The organism is Nonomuraea sp. NPDC050227, from assembly GCF_044459705.1.
In the GTDB taxonomy this organism is placed as follows: domain Bacteria; phylum Actinomycetota; class Actinomycetes; order Streptosporangiales; family Streptosporangiaceae; genus Nonomuraea.
Genome location: NZ_JBITJF010000010.1, coordinates 41,023 through 55,723, shown reverse-complemented (window position 1 = coordinate 55,723; position 14,701 = coordinate 41,023). Strand labels below are relative to the sequence as shown.

Annotated in this window: 16 protein-coding genes; 6 read left to right on the top strand and 10 right to left on the bottom strand. The window is 71.4% G+C overall.

Annotation, left to right across the window (positions count from 1 at the left end):
- The first annotated feature begins 110 nt into the window (after positions 1-110).
- On the top strand, positions 111-674 hold the full coding sequence (locus ACIBK9_RS33705; protein ID WP_397162634.1) for a TetR/AcrR family transcriptional regulator: 564 nt from the start codon (positions 111-113) through the stop codon (positions 672-674).
- Positions 675-692: 18 nt separating this feature from the next.
- Here the strand turns inward: ACIBK9_RS33705 and ACIBK9_RS33700 are convergent, their stop codons facing one another.
- The 3 genes from ACIBK9_RS33700 to ACIBK9_RS33690 all read right to left on the bottom strand — a co-directional run bounded on the left by ACIBK9_RS33700 (position 693) and on the right by ACIBK9_RS33690 (position 3,055).
- Positions 693-1,244 (bottom strand): DUF2165 domain-containing protein, encoded by a 552-nt coding sequence (locus ACIBK9_RS33700; RefSeq protein ID WP_358299645.1) that lies wholly within the window; start codon positions 1,242-1,244, stop codon positions 693-695.
- A 242-nt stretch (positions 1,245-1,486) separates the two neighbouring features.
- On the bottom strand, positions 1,487-1,948 hold the full coding sequence (locus ACIBK9_RS33695) for a nucleoside deaminase (protein ID WP_397162633.1): 462 nt from the start codon (positions 1,946-1,948) through the stop codon (positions 1,487-1,489).
- A gap of 531 nt (positions 1,949-2,479) precedes the next feature.
- Positions 2,480-3,055, bottom strand: a complete 576-nt coding sequence (locus ACIBK9_RS33690) for a GNAT family N-acetyltransferase (protein ID WP_397162632.1) — start codon at positions 3,053-3,055, stop codon at positions 2,480-2,482.
- A gap of 245 nt (positions 3,056-3,300) precedes the next feature.
- On the opposite strand from ACIBK9_RS33690, the gene ACIBK9_RS33685 reads away from it, so the two are divergent.
- The gene (locus ACIBK9_RS33685; protein WP_397162631.1) at positions 3,301-4,161 is read left to right on the top strand and encodes an aminoglycoside phosphotransferase family protein; all 861 of its coding nucleotides are present in this window, start codon (positions 3,301-3,303) and stop codon (positions 4,159-4,161) included.
- A gap of 228 nt (positions 4,162-4,389) precedes the next feature.
- On the opposite strand, the gene ACIBK9_RS33680 is transcribed toward ACIBK9_RS33685, so the two are convergent.
- The gene (locus ACIBK9_RS33680) at positions 4,390-5,052 is read right to left on the bottom strand and encodes a DUF998 domain-containing protein (protein ID WP_397162630.1); all 663 of its coding nucleotides are present in this window, start codon (positions 5,050-5,052) and stop codon (positions 4,390-4,392) included.
- Between the two features lie 63 nt (positions 5,053-5,115).
- On the opposite strand from ACIBK9_RS33680, the gene ACIBK9_RS33675 reads away from it, so the two are divergent.
- The 3 genes from ACIBK9_RS33675 to ACIBK9_RS33665 all read left to right on the top strand — a co-directional run bounded on the left by ACIBK9_RS33675 (position 5,116) and on the right by ACIBK9_RS33665 (position 8,519).
- Complete coding sequence (locus tag ACIBK9_RS33675; protein ID WP_397162629.1) at positions 5,116-5,430, top strand: YciI family protein; 315 nt, start codon at positions 5,116-5,118, stop codon at positions 5,428-5,430.
- Entirely contained in the window at positions 5,430-7,406 is a 1,977-nt protein-coding gene (locus ACIBK9_RS33670) for a sigma-70 family RNA polymerase sigma factor (protein WP_397162628.1), read from the top strand. Before ACIBK9_RS33675 ends, ACIBK9_RS33670 begins: the two co-directional genes overlap by 1 nt.
- 333 nt (positions 7,407-7,739) lie before the next feature.
- Positions 7,740-8,519 (top strand): hypothetical protein, encoded by a 780-nt coding sequence (locus ACIBK9_RS33665; protein WP_397162627.1) that lies wholly within the window; start codon positions 7,740-7,742, stop codon positions 8,517-8,519.
- 196 nt (positions 8,520-8,715) lie between these two features.
- On the opposite strand, the gene ACIBK9_RS33660 is transcribed toward ACIBK9_RS33665, so the two are convergent.
- The 3 genes from ACIBK9_RS33660 to ACIBK9_RS33650 form a co-directional block, all read right to left on the bottom strand.
- Entirely contained in the window at positions 8,716-9,651 is a 936-nt protein-coding gene (locus ACIBK9_RS33660; protein ID WP_397162626.1) for an NADP-dependent oxidoreductase, read from the bottom strand.
- A gap of 96 nt (positions 9,652-9,747) precedes the next feature.
- Positions 9,748-10,347, bottom strand: coding sequence for a TetR family transcriptional regulator (locus ACIBK9_RS33655; RefSeq protein WP_397162625.1), 600 nt, complete (start codon positions 10,345-10,347; stop codon positions 9,748-9,750).
- Positions 10,347-11,357 carry an aldo/keto reductase gene (locus tag ACIBK9_RS33650; protein ID WP_397162624.1) on the bottom strand — a complete coding sequence of 337 codons (1,011 nt, stop codon included), beginning with the start codon at positions 11,355-11,357 and terminating at the stop codon, positions 10,347-10,349. The genes ACIBK9_RS33655 and ACIBK9_RS33650 overlap by 1 nt, the downstream gene beginning before the upstream one ends.
- A gap of 200 nt (positions 11,358-11,557) precedes the next feature.
- Here ACIBK9_RS33650 and ACIBK9_RS33645 point away from each other — a divergent pair, with 200 nt between their 5' ends.
- Positions 11,558-12,568, top strand: a complete 1,011-nt coding sequence (locus ACIBK9_RS33645) for a serine hydrolase domain-containing protein (protein ID WP_397162623.1) — start codon at positions 11,558-11,560, stop codon at positions 12,566-12,568.
- A 124-nt stretch (positions 12,569-12,692) separates the two neighbouring features.
- Here ACIBK9_RS33645 and ACIBK9_RS33640 read toward each other — a convergent pair whose 3' ends face one another.
- The 3 genes from ACIBK9_RS33640 to ACIBK9_RS33630 all read right to left on the bottom strand — a co-directional run bounded on the left by ACIBK9_RS33640 (position 12,693) and on the right by ACIBK9_RS33630 (position 14,646).
- Complete coding sequence (locus ACIBK9_RS33640) at positions 12,693-13,055, bottom strand: nuclear transport factor 2 family protein (protein ID WP_397162622.1); 363 nt, start codon at positions 13,053-13,055, stop codon at positions 12,693-12,695.
- A 131-nt stretch (positions 13,056-13,186) separates the two neighbouring features.
- Entirely contained in the window at positions 13,187-14,113 is a 927-nt protein-coding gene (locus tag ACIBK9_RS33635) for a CU044_5270 family protein (RefSeq protein WP_397162621.1), read from the bottom strand.
- On the bottom strand, positions 14,113-14,646 hold the full coding sequence (locus ACIBK9_RS33630) for an RNA polymerase sigma factor (RefSeq protein ID WP_397162620.1): 534 nt from the start codon (positions 14,644-14,646) through the stop codon (positions 14,113-14,115). Before ACIBK9_RS33630 ends, ACIBK9_RS33635 begins: the two co-directional genes overlap by 1 nt.
- Positions 14,647-14,701: the final 55 nt, after the last annotated feature.

The following is a 14,701-nucleotide window of genomic DNA, read 5'->3' as shown; positions in this document are numbered from 1 at the left end:
TGAGGCATAGTCCGGTTATGTGGGGCACGGTAGCGGACTGTGTCCCCGGTAAGCAAGGATGGGCGACCGTGACGGCAGGCCACGATCCACGATCCCGCGAGGGGCGTCCGATGCGCGCGGACGCCCGGCGCAACTACGAGCAGTTGGTCGAGCAGGCGAGAATCGCGTTCGCCGAGTCCGGCGTCGACGCCTCCCTGGATGAGATCGCCCGGCGGGCAGGGGTGGCCAGCGGGACGCTCTATCGGCATTTCCCCACCCGGCTGGATCTCATCGAGGCGGTGCTCGCCGGGCAGATGGCCGACCTGGTCGACCTCGGCCACCGGCTGCTGGCGGCCGAGGACGCGTTCGACGCGGTGTCCGCGTGGTTGCGTGCCGCGCTCGCGCACGGCCTGACCTATCGAGGTCTGTCGGCGGCCGTGATGAACGCGGCGCTTGATCGCGAGACCGACCCGGTGGCGAACTGGCACGCGCAGATGTTCGAGGTGGGAGCCGCGTTGCTGGCCAGGGCGCGGCGGTCAGGCGTGGTCGTCGCCGAGGCGGACGACGCGGACGTGCTGAGGATGGTCGGCGCGATCGCCTGGGCCGCCCAGGACACCCCCGACAGCCCGGCGCGCGCCGACCGCCTGCTCACCCTCCTGCTGAACGGACTCCGCCACGGCGACGTCCGGCCATGACCGTTGCCGGCGATCGGGTCAGGCGTTCTCGCGGGCGTCGTTGCGGAGGCTGAGGAAGACCAGCACGATCCCGATGTAGGTGCACAGCCGCACCGCGTCGGGGATGCCGTTCCAGGTGCCGTTCATCCACATGCCGAACCACTCGCCGCCGATGGCCTGGAAGCCGAAGAACCACAGCAGCAGGGCGACCGTGCAGCCGACGACGCCCCACCGCTTGGAGCGCTGGAAGGCGGCGTCGTCGCGGCCGACGGCCCTGACCTGCTGCCAGGCCGACACGAGACAGGTCACCATGATGACCGCCTCGGTGAGGATGACGCCGACGTAGGCGACGTGATGCGCCCACGTCCACGGGATGGCGCGGTAGTTGATCTGGCTGACCGCGGCGAGCTCGGGCTTCTGCGCGTCCATGGCCAGCACGTGCCGGACGAACTCGAAGTTCGTGCCGTAGTCGGTGAGGTTGCCGAACACGACGAGCAGCGCGAAGCCGCCGACGGTGAAGGTGAGCAGCGCCTTCGCCAGGCGAAGAGCGACGATGGTGTCGAAGCGGGCCAAGGTTCTTTCCTTTGACATCTCTGAAATCGAATGAGCACACGAGCCCAGAGGAGGTGTCCTGCACAGGGGAAAGATCCACGGGGCCCGCTCGCCCGGCGTGGAGGAACTCGCCGGGCCGCTCCACTGGCTCCGTCACTGGCGGTGACGTCGCGGGCCCCTCAGCCTGAGGTGGAACAACGTGACTTATAGTAGCCGACTCCGCAAAGCACGCATAAAGGCGCAGGCTCGCGCCGAGCGGCGCGACGGGTCCCGGACGCGGCTCACCGGCCGCCGATGTCGTCGCTCCACAGCTGGGGCGAGCGCCGTTGGAACTCCGACATCAGCGCGATGCACCGCTCATCGGCCCGGACCTCGACGTCGACGCCGTGTCCGCGCAGGAAGCCGACGTCCCCCGCGTAGGTCACCCGTTCGGCGATGACCACCCGCGGGATCTGGAACAGGATGATCGCCCCGCTGCACATCGGGCACGGCGACAACGTCGTGTACAGCGTCGTGCCGGCGTAGGAGGATCGCGATCCCGCGTCGCGCAGGCAGGCCATCTCGCTGTGCGCCGTCGGATCACCTCGCTGGACGCGCTCGTTGTGACCCGCCCCGAGCAGGGCGGTGGGAGTGGCGAGCACCGCGCCGACGGGGATCCCGCCCTGCCCGAACCCCGTCCGCGCCTGCTCGAACGCGATCTGCATCATGGCGTCGTCGTCCGGCCACGGCGGCCCGTCCTTCATGACTGCCCTCCCGGCGAAGGTGATGGTCCGGTCTGCTGGAAGTTGTCATCCCCGTTTACGGCCTTGGAGAAGGCTGATCGCAGGAAAACAACGGTAGCGACCGGCGGCGGGGCGCCAGGAGCTCGGCCGCGGCCTCGGCACAGTCACGGACGAAGATCGGGGCGACGCGGACCCGGTCGGTCCGGACGGGCCCGAGCGACGCGCAGGCGCCGTAACGCCTCGTCGAAGCGGCCGAGCAGGTGGCAGACCTCGCCGAGATTGCGGGCGACCATGCCGTCGGTGTCGCCGGGACGGAGCGGCTGCCCGCACGCTGATCACTTCTTTGGCCGACCCCTGCCCCTGGGACCGGTCACGGACTCTGCGAGATCCGTAGTCCGGCACCTCTCACCGCGCTGCACCCCACGCACTGAGCCGTGCCGGCGCGGTGGCGTCCTTGGGTTCCTGCCGCAGCGCCGGCAGGAGAGCGGCCGCGTGCATGAGTGACAGCGTGATCTTCGTCCCGGCGAGGGCTCACAAGCGTCTCCGCCGTCATCACTCGTGAGCGGGCCATTCCTCGGCCAAGAGCGCGTATGAGAGACCGTCGAGCCATCCCTTGGTGCGGTGGAGTGAGTCTCTCACCGTGTGCTGTTCGCGGCGCATCCCGACCCGCTCCATCAGCCGCCAGGAGGATTCGTTGTCGTAGAAGCAGTCCGCGTGCAGGCGGCGCAGGCCAAGACTCCTGAAGGAGATGTCGATGAGGGCGCGCACCGCTTCGGTGGCGTAGCCCTTGCCGCCGTAGGCGGGATCGAGCGTCCACCCGAGCTCTCCTTGGACGCCTTTCGCCTGGTCGGCGACCTCTTCCTGGGCCCAACCGTCCTGGACCCTCAGTGTCAGGTCGCCGATCACCCGGCCGTCCAGTTCGATGATGAGCAGATCTGCGAGCCGCTCCTCGCTGAGGAAACGCTCACGGTAGTCGTCGTAGGTCTTTGTGGCGGCCGCGATCCATTCGTGGGTCTCCGGCAGCTGCCGGAAGGCCCAGGTCGCGTCCAGGTCGTCGGGGGCAGCTCGGCGCAACAGCAGCCGCTCGGTGGAAATCGGCCAGTCCAGCGTGTCAAGAGGGTGGCGCATGGGCCCTCATGGTGACAGCGGGCTGTGGTGACACACAAACGGATTATTGCGGACGACATCTCCGAGAACGACGCGACGATCGCCCTCCAGGAACCGACAGGACACCGAAGCGACCAGCGTGGCCGCCGTCGGTCGGCAGACAGGCTGCCCTCACACTGGGTCGCCAAGCGCACCACGGAGACAGCCAGGCATATCCGGCTTCGGCGCCTCCGGCTGTCAAGGACATCCCGCACTATCGTTGCGGCATGAACACCCCGGCGGCGGAAGCCGACATCGACGTCGACCTTGTCGACCGCCTGATCCGCGTGCAGCACCCGGATCTGGCAGGCCCGCTCACCCCCGTCGCCAACGGCTGGGACAACGTCATCTACCGCCTGGGGACAGACCTGTCCGTACGGCTGCCGCGCCGCCAGGTCGCCGTCGACCTCATCGTCAACGAGCAACGCTGGCTGCCGGTCCTGGCCGAGTACGTCGAGGTCGCACTGCCCATACCCGTCAGGGTCGGCGTGCCCGGCGAGGGCTACCCGTGGCCGTGGACGATCGCGCCCTGGTTCGAAGGCAGCACGGTCGCCGACGTGCCGCCGCCCGACCGCTCCGGCATCGCCGTTCCGCTGGCCGACTTCATGACAGGCCTCCACCGGCCCGCACCGCCTGAGGCACCGCGTAACCCCGTCCGCGGCGTCCCGCTCACCGCCCGCGACGAAGTGGTACGGCAACGCCTACAGTCCATTTCCCGATCAGCTGACCTTCTCCCGCTCTGGGAGAAGCTGGCCGCCCTCCCGCCCTGGCAGGGCCCCGCGCTCTGGCTCCACGGCGATCCGCACCCGGGAAACCTCCTGCTCAACGGGGAAGAGCTGGCGGCTGTCCTGGACTTCGGCGACCTCACCAGCGGCGATCCCGCCACCGACCTTGCCGCCGCGTGGCTGGTGTTCGACGAGAACGCGCGCGAGGTCTTCCGATCACACGTGGACGCCGACGAGGTGACCTGGGAACGCGCACGGGGCTGGGCCCTCGTCATGGGCACTGCTCTGGCCGCTCACTCGGCCGACAACCCCAGCATGGCGGCCATCGGCGAGCACGTCCTCGACCAGGTGCTTCTCACCTAGAGGTGTGACGCAGCACCTGACAGAGCAGCGTGGCTCGGTTGTCGGCGGCGAGTTCGGCGCGCGCAACGGGGGCTGCGACGGCTTGTCGGTCGCCACTGGCCGTTCCCTTGTCGATCAAGCCCCGACCTGGCAGCCGATGAGGCGAAGACGGCCGGCACCGTCCTCGACGTTCAGCGCCAGGATCTCCGCGGCCCGGGCGGTCGCTGGCGCCGCGGATCAGCAAGCGTGCTACCAGGTGACAGAGCTCCGGCGGCGCAGCCGGAAGGCGACGGCGGACACCCACAACATCGCGCCGGTCACGCCGACGGCCAGGGGCACCGAACCCCCTTGGCCGCCGCTCATCGTCCAGCCGTTCCCGGCGATGACGGCCACGCCCGCCAGGAAGGACGCGACGGCCGAGCCCGGGGCTCCGGCCCGGGAGAAGTGGCGGCCGAGCACGAAGCAGGCGGCCGCCAGGGCGATGAAGGCGATCGAGCCGGAGGCCATGTGCAGCCCGGCGTGCCAGCTCATCGTCGCGGGCGGGCCCGCGGGGGTGCCGACGGGGAAGCCGTCGCCGGCGTCCATCCGGAAGATCCCCGCGAGGATCATCCCGATGCCGTTGACCAGCAGGAGGCGGGGCAGCCACCGGCTGGGGACGGCCCGGCGCAGCCCGTACGAGCCGGCGATCACCAGCGCGCCGACGACCAGGAAGTCGGCCACCTGGACCCAGCCGAGCGACCCGGTCGACAGCTGGCTGAGCGGGTGGCGGACGATGTCGAAGCCCTCACGGGTGAGCACCTGGGCCAGGTTGACCGCCGTCCACAGGGGAGCGGCGACGGCGCCCGCGGCCAGCAGGGTGCGGGTCGAGGAGGCGATGGGGGAGGTGGGGGAGGTGGGGGCGATGGCGGTCATGTCCCGTGTCCTTTCGTGTTCTACTGCATACGCGACGAACGAGCGATGTGACAGGGAACGCACATGAGATTTCTGCTGACGAACGTGAGCGAGCGGCGCGACGACGAGACGCTGCACGTCGAGATGGGCAGGTTCATCCAGGAGCTCACCGAGGCGGGCGTGCTGCTCGCCACCGGAGGCATGGAGCTGGGCGGCACCGTGCTCAGGTCCGCGGGCGGCGAGCTGACCGTGACCGACGGGCCCTTCGCCGAGGCCAAGGAGATGGCGGGCGGCTTCGCGCTGGTCGAGGTCGGGTCGCGGGAGGAGGCACTGGAGGTCTCGCGGCGCTTCTTCACGGTCGTCGGCGACGGCGAGTGCCACATGCGCCAGATCTACTGATGGACGCCGTCACGACGGTCTGGCGGGAGGAGTCCGCGCGGATCGTCGCCGGGCTGGCCCGGATGCTCGGCGACGTGGGCCTGGCCGAGGAGTTCGCCCAGGACGCGCTGGTCGCCGCGCTGGAGACCTGGCCGCGTGACGGCATACCGGACAGGCCGGGCGCGTGGCTGACGACCACCGCCAAGCGGCGCGCCCTCGACCACCTGCGCCGCACCAGGCGGCACGACCACGCGCGCCGCGACCTTGAGCCCGAGCAGCCCGGAGACCGCGAACGGCCGGAACAGGCCGAGGCCGGCGACGACGTGTTGCGGCTGATGTTCGTCTCCAGCCATCCCGTGCTGCCCGCCGAGGAGCGGACCGCGCTGACGCTGCGGCTGCTCGGCGGCCTGACCACCGCGGAGATCGCCCGCGCCTTCCTGGTGCGGGAGGCGGTCGTGGCCGGACGCGTCGCGCGCGCCAAGCGCACGCTCGCCGACGAGGGGGTGCCGTTCGAGCTGCCGCAGGGGCCCGAGCTGGCCGTACGGCTGGCGTCCGTGCTGGAGGTCATCTATCTGATCTTCAACGAGGGTTACTCGGCCACGGCGGGCGAGGACCTGACGCGGCCCGCCCTGGCGCTGGAGGCGCTGCGGCTCGGACGGCTGCTGGCCGGGCTGGCGCCGGGCGAGTCCGAGGTGCACGGGCTGGTGGCGCTGATGGAGATCCAGCAGTCGCGCGCGGACGCCCGTACCGGGCCGTCGGGGGAGCTGGTGCAACTGCACGAGCAGGACCGGGGACGGTGGGACCGGGAGCTGATCGCGCGCGGGTTCGCCTCCATGCTGAGGGCGCGGGAGGCGGGCGGAGGGCTCGGGCCGTACGTCCTTCAGGCGGCGATCGCGGTGTGTCACGCGCAGGCGGCCGGGGCGGCCGACACGGACTGGGACCGGATCGCGGCCCTCTACGGCCCGCTGGTACGGCTGCTGCCCTCGCCGGTGGTCCGGCTCAACCAGGCGGTCGCCGTCGGCATGGCGACCGGGCCGGAGGCGGGGCTGGCGCTGATGGACCCGCTGCTGTCGGACCCGGCTCTGCGGGACTACCCGCCGCTGTCCGCCGTCCACGGCGACCTGCTGGCGCGGGCGGGACGTGACTCCGAGGCCGCGACGGCGTTCGAGCGGTCCGCCGCCCTCACCCGCAACGCCGCCGAGCGCGCCTTCCTCCTCGCCCGCGCCGCCCGCCACCGCACCGCCTCCTCCCTCGCCCGTACGGCGGGCGCTCCGGACACGGCCCTGCTCGGCGACGCGGCGGACCGGTTCCTGGCACGTACGGACCTGGACGCCGGGACGATCCGGTCGTACGGGCAGACGTTGCGGCGGTTGAGCCTGGACCTGGGGGCCGCCACGCCGCTGGCCGACATCACCCCCGCCCTGGTGGCCAGGGTGTTCGCCGCCGCCTGGAGCACGGCCGCGCCCAGGACCTGGAACCGCCACCGCGCGGCCGTACGGTCGTTCGGCGCGTGGGCGGGCCTCGGCGACCTGACGGCCGAGCTGCCCAGGAAGCACGACGACCGCAGGAGACGCCCCGCCGTCGACGACCGGGCACTGGCCGCGCTCTGGCGGCACCCGTCGACGCGGGAGAGGGCACTGTGGCGGCTGATGCACGAGTCGGGCGCCTCGGCCGCCGCCGTCCTCGCGCTCAACGTCGAGGACCTCGACCTGCCCGCCCGCCGCGCGGCCACGATCACGTGGGGCGACGGCGCCGCGCCCCTGCTGGAGGAGCTGGTCGCGGGCCGGACCCGCGGCCCCCTCTTCCTGGCCGACCGCAGGCCCGCCCCCGCCCGGACGCCGGACCCGGCCGACCTGTGCCCCGAGACCGGCAGACGCCGCCTGTCCTACGAACGCGCCGAGTACCTGTTCAAGAAGGTCTCGGGCGGCTTCACCCTGCACCAGCTCGCAGCGTCCGTACGCCGCTCGGCACCAGCACCACGCACAGCAACGCGGTGACCGCCACCGCGCCGGTGAGGTCGAGAACGCACAGCCGTCCTGCTGTCCCGCGGTGGGCGCGAAGCATTCGGGGACGCTGCGATGGCGGCCGGCCCGACGACCAGGTCCGCTCCTCACGATGAGTAATCGGCGGACGTGGCCGGCGCCCGGATCGCGGCAGATCCGCCTGGGTCGGATGTGTAGCCTGCACGAGAACGATCCTGAGCCGATGGCCCGCCGGTGAGGGCTCAGCCGTTTCGTCCGGCGAGCGGCGTGCGTCGCGGATCAATGGCTCCAGCTCCAGGCCGGTACCGAAATGGCGCTCCACCCCCGCAAGCCCTATTCTCACCCATCGTGAAGCCCCTCAAGATCGCGGCACTCGCCTGCGCCCTCCTCATCCCCTTGACCGTCACGGCGGCCGCGCACGCCTCGGCGTATCCCGTGAAGGACCCCGTGCTCGTCAAGAACGCGTTGTACCAGGCCGGGCCGCTGCCCACCACGACCTGTGACAACCTGCCGGACGAGCCCACGACGCCCGCCGAGGCCCGTACCTACATCAACGAGGCCCTGCGCTGCCTGGAGAACACGTGGGGACCGCACCTGCAGAAGGCCGGCCTGCCCTACGAGCCGGTCAAGGTGCGGTACGTGACCCGCCTGCCCAAGAACTACTGCGGGTCCGAGGACGGCGAGACAATCCAGTCGTCCGAGGTGTGGTATTGCGACTGGGACCACACGCTGTCCTTCAAGATCGGCAAGTACTGGCTCCTCGGGCCAATCACCGGCCTCGATCTCTTCGACACGATCGCCGGCACGTACAGCTACCACGTGCAGAAGCTCGCCGGTCTCTACGACGCCGGCGAGAACCTCAGAGCCGCCAGCAAGGCCGAGCACCTGGAGCAGGGGCGGCGCCTGTACCAGCAGGCCGACTGCCTGGGCGCGGCCTTCACCAAGAGCGTCTGGCCGCTGCCTGGCAAGACCGAGCAGGACTGGGAGAAGGCCGCGTCGTCCTTCTACCGCGACTCCGCCGAGTACGGCAAGGCCGCCAACCGCAAGCGGTGGGTCAAGGCCGGTTTCCGCACCGCCGACCCGGCCTCCTGCAACACCTGGGCGGCAGCCTCGTCCAAGGTCTCCTGACGCGATCGACCCCGGGCCGGCCGCCGCAGGGGCGGGTGACGTCGGCACGATGATCAGCCGGGTGCTCACCCCCCATGGCATCCGCGTGGCGATCCGCTACCCCGAGCGGGACGCCACCACCGCCGACCTGCCCATGACCGGCCGTTCCCCGCGCGGCCTCGACCAGGGCCGGCTCGTCCTCCAGCAGTTGCGCCGGTCAGGCGAACCGCAGGACGAACCGCCCGCGAACGCCGCGCCGTTCGAGCGAGCGATGCGTCTCGGCGGCTCGGGAGGCCGGCAGTTCGCCGGCCACGCGGACGGTGAGCCGTCCCTCACCGGCGAGTTCGGCGAGCCGGTCGAGCTCGGCCGCGGCCTCGGCGTAATCGCGGACGAAGATCGGGGCGACGCGGACCCGGTCGGTCCCGTCGCCCCGATAACCGCGGACGGTGACGACGGTGCCGCCGTCCTTGACGGCAGGCAGCACGGCGGCCTCCAGCACGGCGGCGTCGACGAGCCCGTCCACGCCGCCCGGGTGGTGACGGCGGACCATCGCGGCGAAGTCGTCCCCCCGCGGCACGACTTCGTCGGCTCCGCACTCGCGGACGAACGTCTCGTCCCGCCGGGCGGCGTCGGCGACGACGACCAGCCCGGCCTGCTTGGCGAGCTGGACGACGTACCCGCCGACGGTGCCGGCCGCGCCGGTGACGGCGACCGTCGCGCCGGCCGGGAGCGCCAGCGTGTCGAGTGCGAGCCGGGCGGTGAGCCCGTTCATCGGGAGGGTGGCGGCCTGAACGTCCGAGAGCCCGGCCGGGATCTTCGCCACCGAGCGCGCCGACACGACGAGGTCTGCCCGGTAGCCGCCGTGCGCCCCTGAGGGCACCACGATGGCCATGACGGCGTCCCCGATCGTGAACGGGCGCTCGACGGCGGGGCCGATCTCGGTGATCACGCCGGCAACCTCCATGCCCGGCACCCGCACCGCGTCCGCCTCGTCCTGCCGCGGACGAGAACGGATCATCGCGTCGGCCGGGTTCACCGTGGCACTGCTCACCCCGATCCTGACCTGGCCGGGACCGATCGGTTCGGCCACCAGGTCGAACTCGCCGAGAGCGTCCGGTCCGCCTGGCCGCGTCACTCCGATTGCTTGAACCATGGTCGTTCGTCCTCCTTGTTCGTTGCCGCCGGGGTGGCGACGGGCAGCGCCGACCGCGCCGCCGACGAGTCGCGGCGTATGGTCGACCCGATTCGGCTACGGCGATGTGGGGGCGTGCAGACCCTCCAGCAGCAGGCTGCACACCTCGTCGAGTTCGGCGCCGATGCCGGGGTTCTGCCATTCGGCCGCGTGGGCGAGGTGGTGGAACTTGGCAGTGGCGTTGAAGACCACGTGGGCGGTGGCCTCCGCGTCGTCGGTGCGGAGGCTGCCGTCGGCGGCGCCGTCGGCGATGATGGCCGTCAGCTGGCCCAGGAGGTCGGCGACGTGGTCGGTGGCGACGCTGCTGTGCGCGGCCGCGAGGATTCCATAGGCGGCGAACAGCTCCGGGTCCTCGCGAATCTTGGCCTGCTTCCCGGCCAGGACGGCGTGCAGCCAGGCACGCAGCCGCCGGGCCGGCGGGACCGCAGGGTCGGCGGCGATGACGGCGAGGGCGTCGCGGTTGCGGTCGAGCCAGCGCCGGGTCACGGCCTCGCGCAGCGCCTGCTTGGAGGGGAAGTGCTTGTAGACGGCGGCGTGGCTGACCCCGAGTGTCCGGGCGACGTCGACGACCGTTGCCTTGTCCGGCCCGTGGCGGCGCAGGATCTCCTCGGTGGCGGCCAGGATGGCGTTCGCGTCCAGCGGGGTTCGGGCGGGCATCAGCGCCTGCCGCCGGTTCGCTCGCTGTCCAGCAGCGCGAGCAGGGCGGGGGCGTAGCGTTCTCCCGCGACCGCCCCTCGGGGGACTGCCTGCTCGATCGCGTCCAGGTCGTCCTCGGTCAGCCGCAGGCCGGCGGCGTCCACCGCCTCGGTGACGCTGCGCGGTCGGCCGGCCCCGACCAGCGCGACGATGTCCCGGTGCACGCGGCCCTGCGCCAGCACCCACGCGATCGCGAGTTGCGCGACCGTGGCGCGGCGGGAGGTGGCGATCTCCCGCAGCCGTTCGACCAACGCGAGGTTGGTCTCGATGTTGCCGGCGGCGAAGCGGGGCAGGTGCCCGCGATGCCGTGCGTCGCCGGCCGACGGTCGCCACGTACCGGTCAGCATTCCTTGGGCGAGCACCCCGTAGGCGGTGACGCCGATGCCCAGCTCCCGGCAGGTGGGCAGGATCTCGTCCTCGACGCCGCGGCTGAACAGTGAGTACTCGATCTGGACGTCGGTGATCGGGTGCACGGCGTGGGCGCGGCGGATCGTCTCGGCGCCGACCTCGGACAGCCCGATGCCGCGCACGTAGCCCTTCCGCACCATCTCGGCGACGGCGCCGACGGTCTCCTCGATCGGGACGGCGGGGTCCAGCCTGGCCGGGCGATAGATGTCCACGTAGTCGGTGCCCAGCCGCTGCAGCGAGTAGGCCAGGAAGTTCGGGATCGCGTCCGGTCGGCCGTTGATGCCGCGCATGCTGCCGTCCACGCCGAACAACGCGCCGAACTTCACGCTGACCACGGCGCGGTCGCGATCGGCGGGTCGCAGCGCCTGCCCGATGAGCGTCTCGTTGTGCCCCATCCCGTAGTGGTCGGCCGTGTCGATGAACGTGATCCCGGCGTCGAGCGCGTGGCGAAGCGTCGCGATGCTCTGCTCGTCGGCGCTGGGTCCGTACGCGCCGGACATGCCCGCACAACCGAGCCCGACCGCCCCCACGCAGACGTCGGCGCCGAAGGTTCTCTGCTCCATACGAGAAACGCTAGGCCGGACCGGTAACAGATGTCAAAATTTGTAACTTGCCACCGCGGTAAATCGGACAGCCCTCGACGTCCACTCGTTTCCTGGCGGTGGTCGCCGCAGGAGCCGCCGCCGCCGGCGCTCTTGGTCTGGGCACGGCTCCCGCCAGCGCCGCGACGCCGAGCGCTTCCGGCGACGCCGTACAGACAAGCTTGGACAAGCTGGTTCGCCCCGGCGACTTCCCCGGCGTCGTGGCCGCGGTGCGGGGACGCGACGGCCGGGTGCGCGACTACACCGCCGGCGTGGCGGACCTGGAGACGCGGGCCAAGGTTCCCGCCAACGGGACGGTGCGCATCGGCAGCCACACCAAGACGTTCGCCGCCACCGTCGTCCTGCAACTGGCCGGCGAGGGCAAGCTCGACCTGGACGCGCCGATCGAGAAGTACCTGCCCGGCATGGTCCGCGGCAACGGCAACGACGGCCGCAAGATCACGATCCGCCAGCTGCTGCAGCACACCTCCGGCCTGCCGGAGTACACGAACTTCCCGACGTTGTTCGGCATCCGGCACACCTATTTCGAGCCGCGGGACCTGATCGACAAAGCCCTCACGCAGAAGCCGCAGTTCGCCCCGGGCAAGAGCTGGAAATACACCAACACCGGATATGTACTGCTCGGCCTGATCGTGCAGAAGGTCACGGGCCGGCCCATGGGAGAGGAGGTCACCAACCGGATCATCAAGCCGCTCGGCCTGCGGGACACCTACTGGCCCGGCGTCGGCGAGCAGACCATCCGCGGCAACCACCCGAACGGCTACCACGCCGACAAGAGCGGAAAGCTGGTGAAGTTCACCGAGATGGACCCCTCCTGGGGCTGGACGTCCGGCAACCTCGTCAGCACCCCGCGCGACGTCACCCGCTTCCTGGGCGCGCTGCTGGGCGGCGACCTGCTCAAGCCGGCCCAGCTGAAGGAGATGAAGCAGACCATCGACTCTCCGGCACTCCCGCGCGGCTGGGGGTACGGGCTCGGCCTGATGAAGATCAAGCTGAGCTGCGGCGGCCACGCGTGGGGCCACGGCGGCGACATCCCCGGTTACGAGACCCGCAACGGCGTCACCGAGGACGGCCGGAGCGCCACCCTCACCGTGACCGCACTGCCGACCTCAGACGACCGCGCCGACCGCGCCGACAGCACCCTCGACGCCATGCTCTGCGCCCAGAAGTAGGGTCGCGCCCGGCTTCGGGCTCGTCCATGTGGACGAGCCCGACGCCGGGCGGCTCGCCTCCGGGGCGTCGCACCTCACCGGCGGCCATCCGGCCGGCCGGTCGTCGAACAACGTGTCGGCTATGTCAATCGGTCGTGCCGGCGTGTACGGCGATGATTCGCCAGCCGTGCGTCTCGTCATGCAGCCACGTACGGGTGTAGCGCATCCTGGCCGCGAACGGCGCACCGGAGACGGTCCCTTCGACGGTGCCGAGGAACCACGTCACCCCGGTGCGCCCGTCGGCGAGCACGGTCAACTCCTCCTCGGCCACCTTCGTCAGCACCTGCGTCCGAGTGCGGTGCAGCTCCAGGTCGTCGGCCTTGGTCGCAACGTTCCCGCCGAAGGTGAAGATCAGCCGATCGTCCAGCAGCCGATCCAGCGCCTCGACATCTCCGGCGAGCTGCGCGGCCTGGAGCCGGCGCTCGGCGTCCCGCAAGTCTTCCATCATGAGGTCCACCCTCCCAGCCGGCGCCGCATGAGCGCCAGAACGTTCACGCTCGGCTGATCTTCGCAGCTCGATCCAGGGGGCACGGGGCATCGCGTCGCGAGCGGACCGGGGGCGTCCTTCTGATGCGTCGCTCACGAGGAGGTCGACTGCTTCGGGGGTGGGTCGTCGGTCCAGCCCAGTCGTTCCACCACGTACGCCGAGGAGCCGCCGGCCTCCTGGACGGCGAGCAGCTGCCCGCTGTCCCGGTCGATGATGATCTGCTGACGGTTGGACGCCTGGCCGTAGGTCAGCGCGACCCCGGTACGGCCGTCGACGTCGGTGACGTCGTTCTCCACCCGCACCCCCGGCAGTCCGGCGAGCACGCGGTAGAGCGCGGCCCTGGTGGCCGGGGTGCTCTCGACGTCGAGGAGCAGCCATTTGCTCGCGCCCCACAACCACGCCTCCGGGGCCTCCTCGTCGCTGGCCGCCAGCATCTCGGCCTTGAGCGCCTGGGGTTCGGCGGGCAGTTCCGTCACCGGCTTCCTCGTCAACTTCAGCGGGGTGAAGTAGGTCTTTCCCGACAGGCAGCCGTCGCACAGGTCGGGCGAGCCCGCGGCCTTCCACGCCTGTGCGTCGGCGGGCGTGAGCGGCTTGGCGGAGACGGACCCGCGCCGCGTCCGGTATCCGAGGTCCCGGTTCGCCCACAGCACGTCTCTGACCCGCTGCTCGACGGTGTAGGTCGCGGTCTTCGTCCGCAGCACCTGCGTCATCTCCCGCCGCCACCACGCCCCGGTTCCCGGCCGCTGGGCGGCCAGCCGGTCGGCCGCCGCGTCGAGCACCGCGTCCGCCCGCGGGATCGTCGCGGTCTGGACGCCCGTCCCGCCCAGGAGGGGCACCGCCACGAAACCGCCGGCCAGCACCGCGCCCACCGCCGCCGCCGCGAGCGTCACCTTGGGCCAGACCGGGCGGCGCCGCCGCCGGGCGGCGCCCGTCATCCGGGCGCGGGCGGCCGTCATGGCGGCGTAGCCGGCGGGCGGCACCTGCGGCATCACCTCGTCGATGAGCTGGAATTCCTTCATCACACCTCAACTCCCAACGCGTCACGAAGTTTGGTCCTGGCCCGGCTCAGCCGGGAGGCGACGGTGCCGTAGGCGATGCCGAGCGCCGCCGCCACCTCGTCGTAGGTCAGCTCGCCGTAGGCGACGAGCAGCACCACGTCGCGCTCACCGCGCGACAGCCCGGCAAGTGCGGCCGACAGTTGCCGGACGGTCACCCGCGCCGCGACCCGATCGACCACCCGCTGGTCGTGGTTGTCCTCGTCGGCGGGCGGCCCCGACCTGGCCAGCGCCCGGTATCGCCGGAGCTCGCCACGCCGGTGCCGGCCGATGAGCTTGGTGGCGATGCCGTACAGCCAAGGTCTGATGCCGCCTTTGGAGGCGTCGAATCCGGCACGCCGGCGGAAGGCGATCAGGAAGGTCTCGGCGGCGAGGTCCTCGGCGACGTCGAGGTCGAGGCGGCGGCCGATGTAGCTGCGGATCTCCTCGTAGTGGGCATCGAAGAGGGCGGAGAATCGCTCGGGATCGGCGACCGCTCCGTCGAGGAACGTGGTCATGCACGGGGTCTCTCTCGCCGGGGATGTCGGACACTACTGATTGCCCGGTCGCCGC

Coding starts and splice junctions, on each gene's coding strand:
- ACIBK9_RS33705 (WP_397162634.1), top strand. CDS start 111: ATGCGCGCGGACGCCCGGCGCAACTACGAGCAGTTGGTCGAGCAGGCG.
- ACIBK9_RS33700 (WP_358299645.1), bottom strand. CDS start 1,244: ATGTCAAAGGAAAGAACCTTGGCCCGCTTCGACACCATCGTCGCTCTT.
- ACIBK9_RS33695 (WP_397162633.1), bottom strand. CDS start 1,948: ATGAAGGACGGGCCGCCGTGGCCGGACGACGACGCCATGATGCAGATC.
- ACIBK9_RS33690 (WP_397162632.1), bottom strand. CDS start 3,055: ATGCGCCACCCTCTTGACACGCTGGACTGGCCGATTTCCACCGAGCGG.
- ACIBK9_RS33685 (WP_397162631.1), top strand. CDS start 3,301: ATGAACACCCCGGCGGCGGAAGCCGACATCGACGTCGACCTTGTCGAC.
- ACIBK9_RS33680 (WP_397162630.1), bottom strand. CDS start 5,052: ATGACCGCCATCGCCCCCACCTCCCCCACCTCCCCCATCGCCTCCTCG.
- ACIBK9_RS33675 (WP_397162629.1), top strand. CDS start 5,116: ATGAGATTTCTGCTGACGAACGTGAGCGAGCGGCGCGACGACGAGACG.
- ACIBK9_RS33670 (WP_397162628.1), top strand. CDS start 5,430: ATGGACGCCGTCACGACGGTCTGGCGGGAGGAGTCCGCGCGGATCGTC.
- ACIBK9_RS33660 (WP_397162626.1), bottom strand. CDS start 9,651: ATGGTTCAAGCAATCGGAGTGACGCGGCCAGGCGGACCGGACGCTCTC.
- ACIBK9_RS33655 (WP_397162625.1), bottom strand. CDS start 10,347: ATGCCCGCCCGAACCCCGCTGGACGCGAACGCCATCCTGGCCGCCACC.
- ACIBK9_RS33650 (WP_397162624.1), bottom strand. CDS start 11,357: ATGGAGCAGAGAACCTTCGGCGCCGACGTCTGCGTGGGGGCGGTCGGG.
- ACIBK9_RS33640 (WP_397162622.1), bottom strand. CDS start 13,055: ATGATGGAAGACTTGCGGGACGCCGAGCGCCGGCTCCAGGCCGCGCAG.
- ACIBK9_RS33635 (WP_397162621.1), bottom strand. CDS start 14,113: ATGAAGGAATTCCAGCTCATCGACGAGGTGATGCCGCAGGTGCCGCCC.
- ACIBK9_RS33630 (WP_397162620.1), bottom strand. CDS start 14,646: ATGACCACGTTCCTCGACGGAGCGGTCGCCGATCCCGAGCGATTCTCC.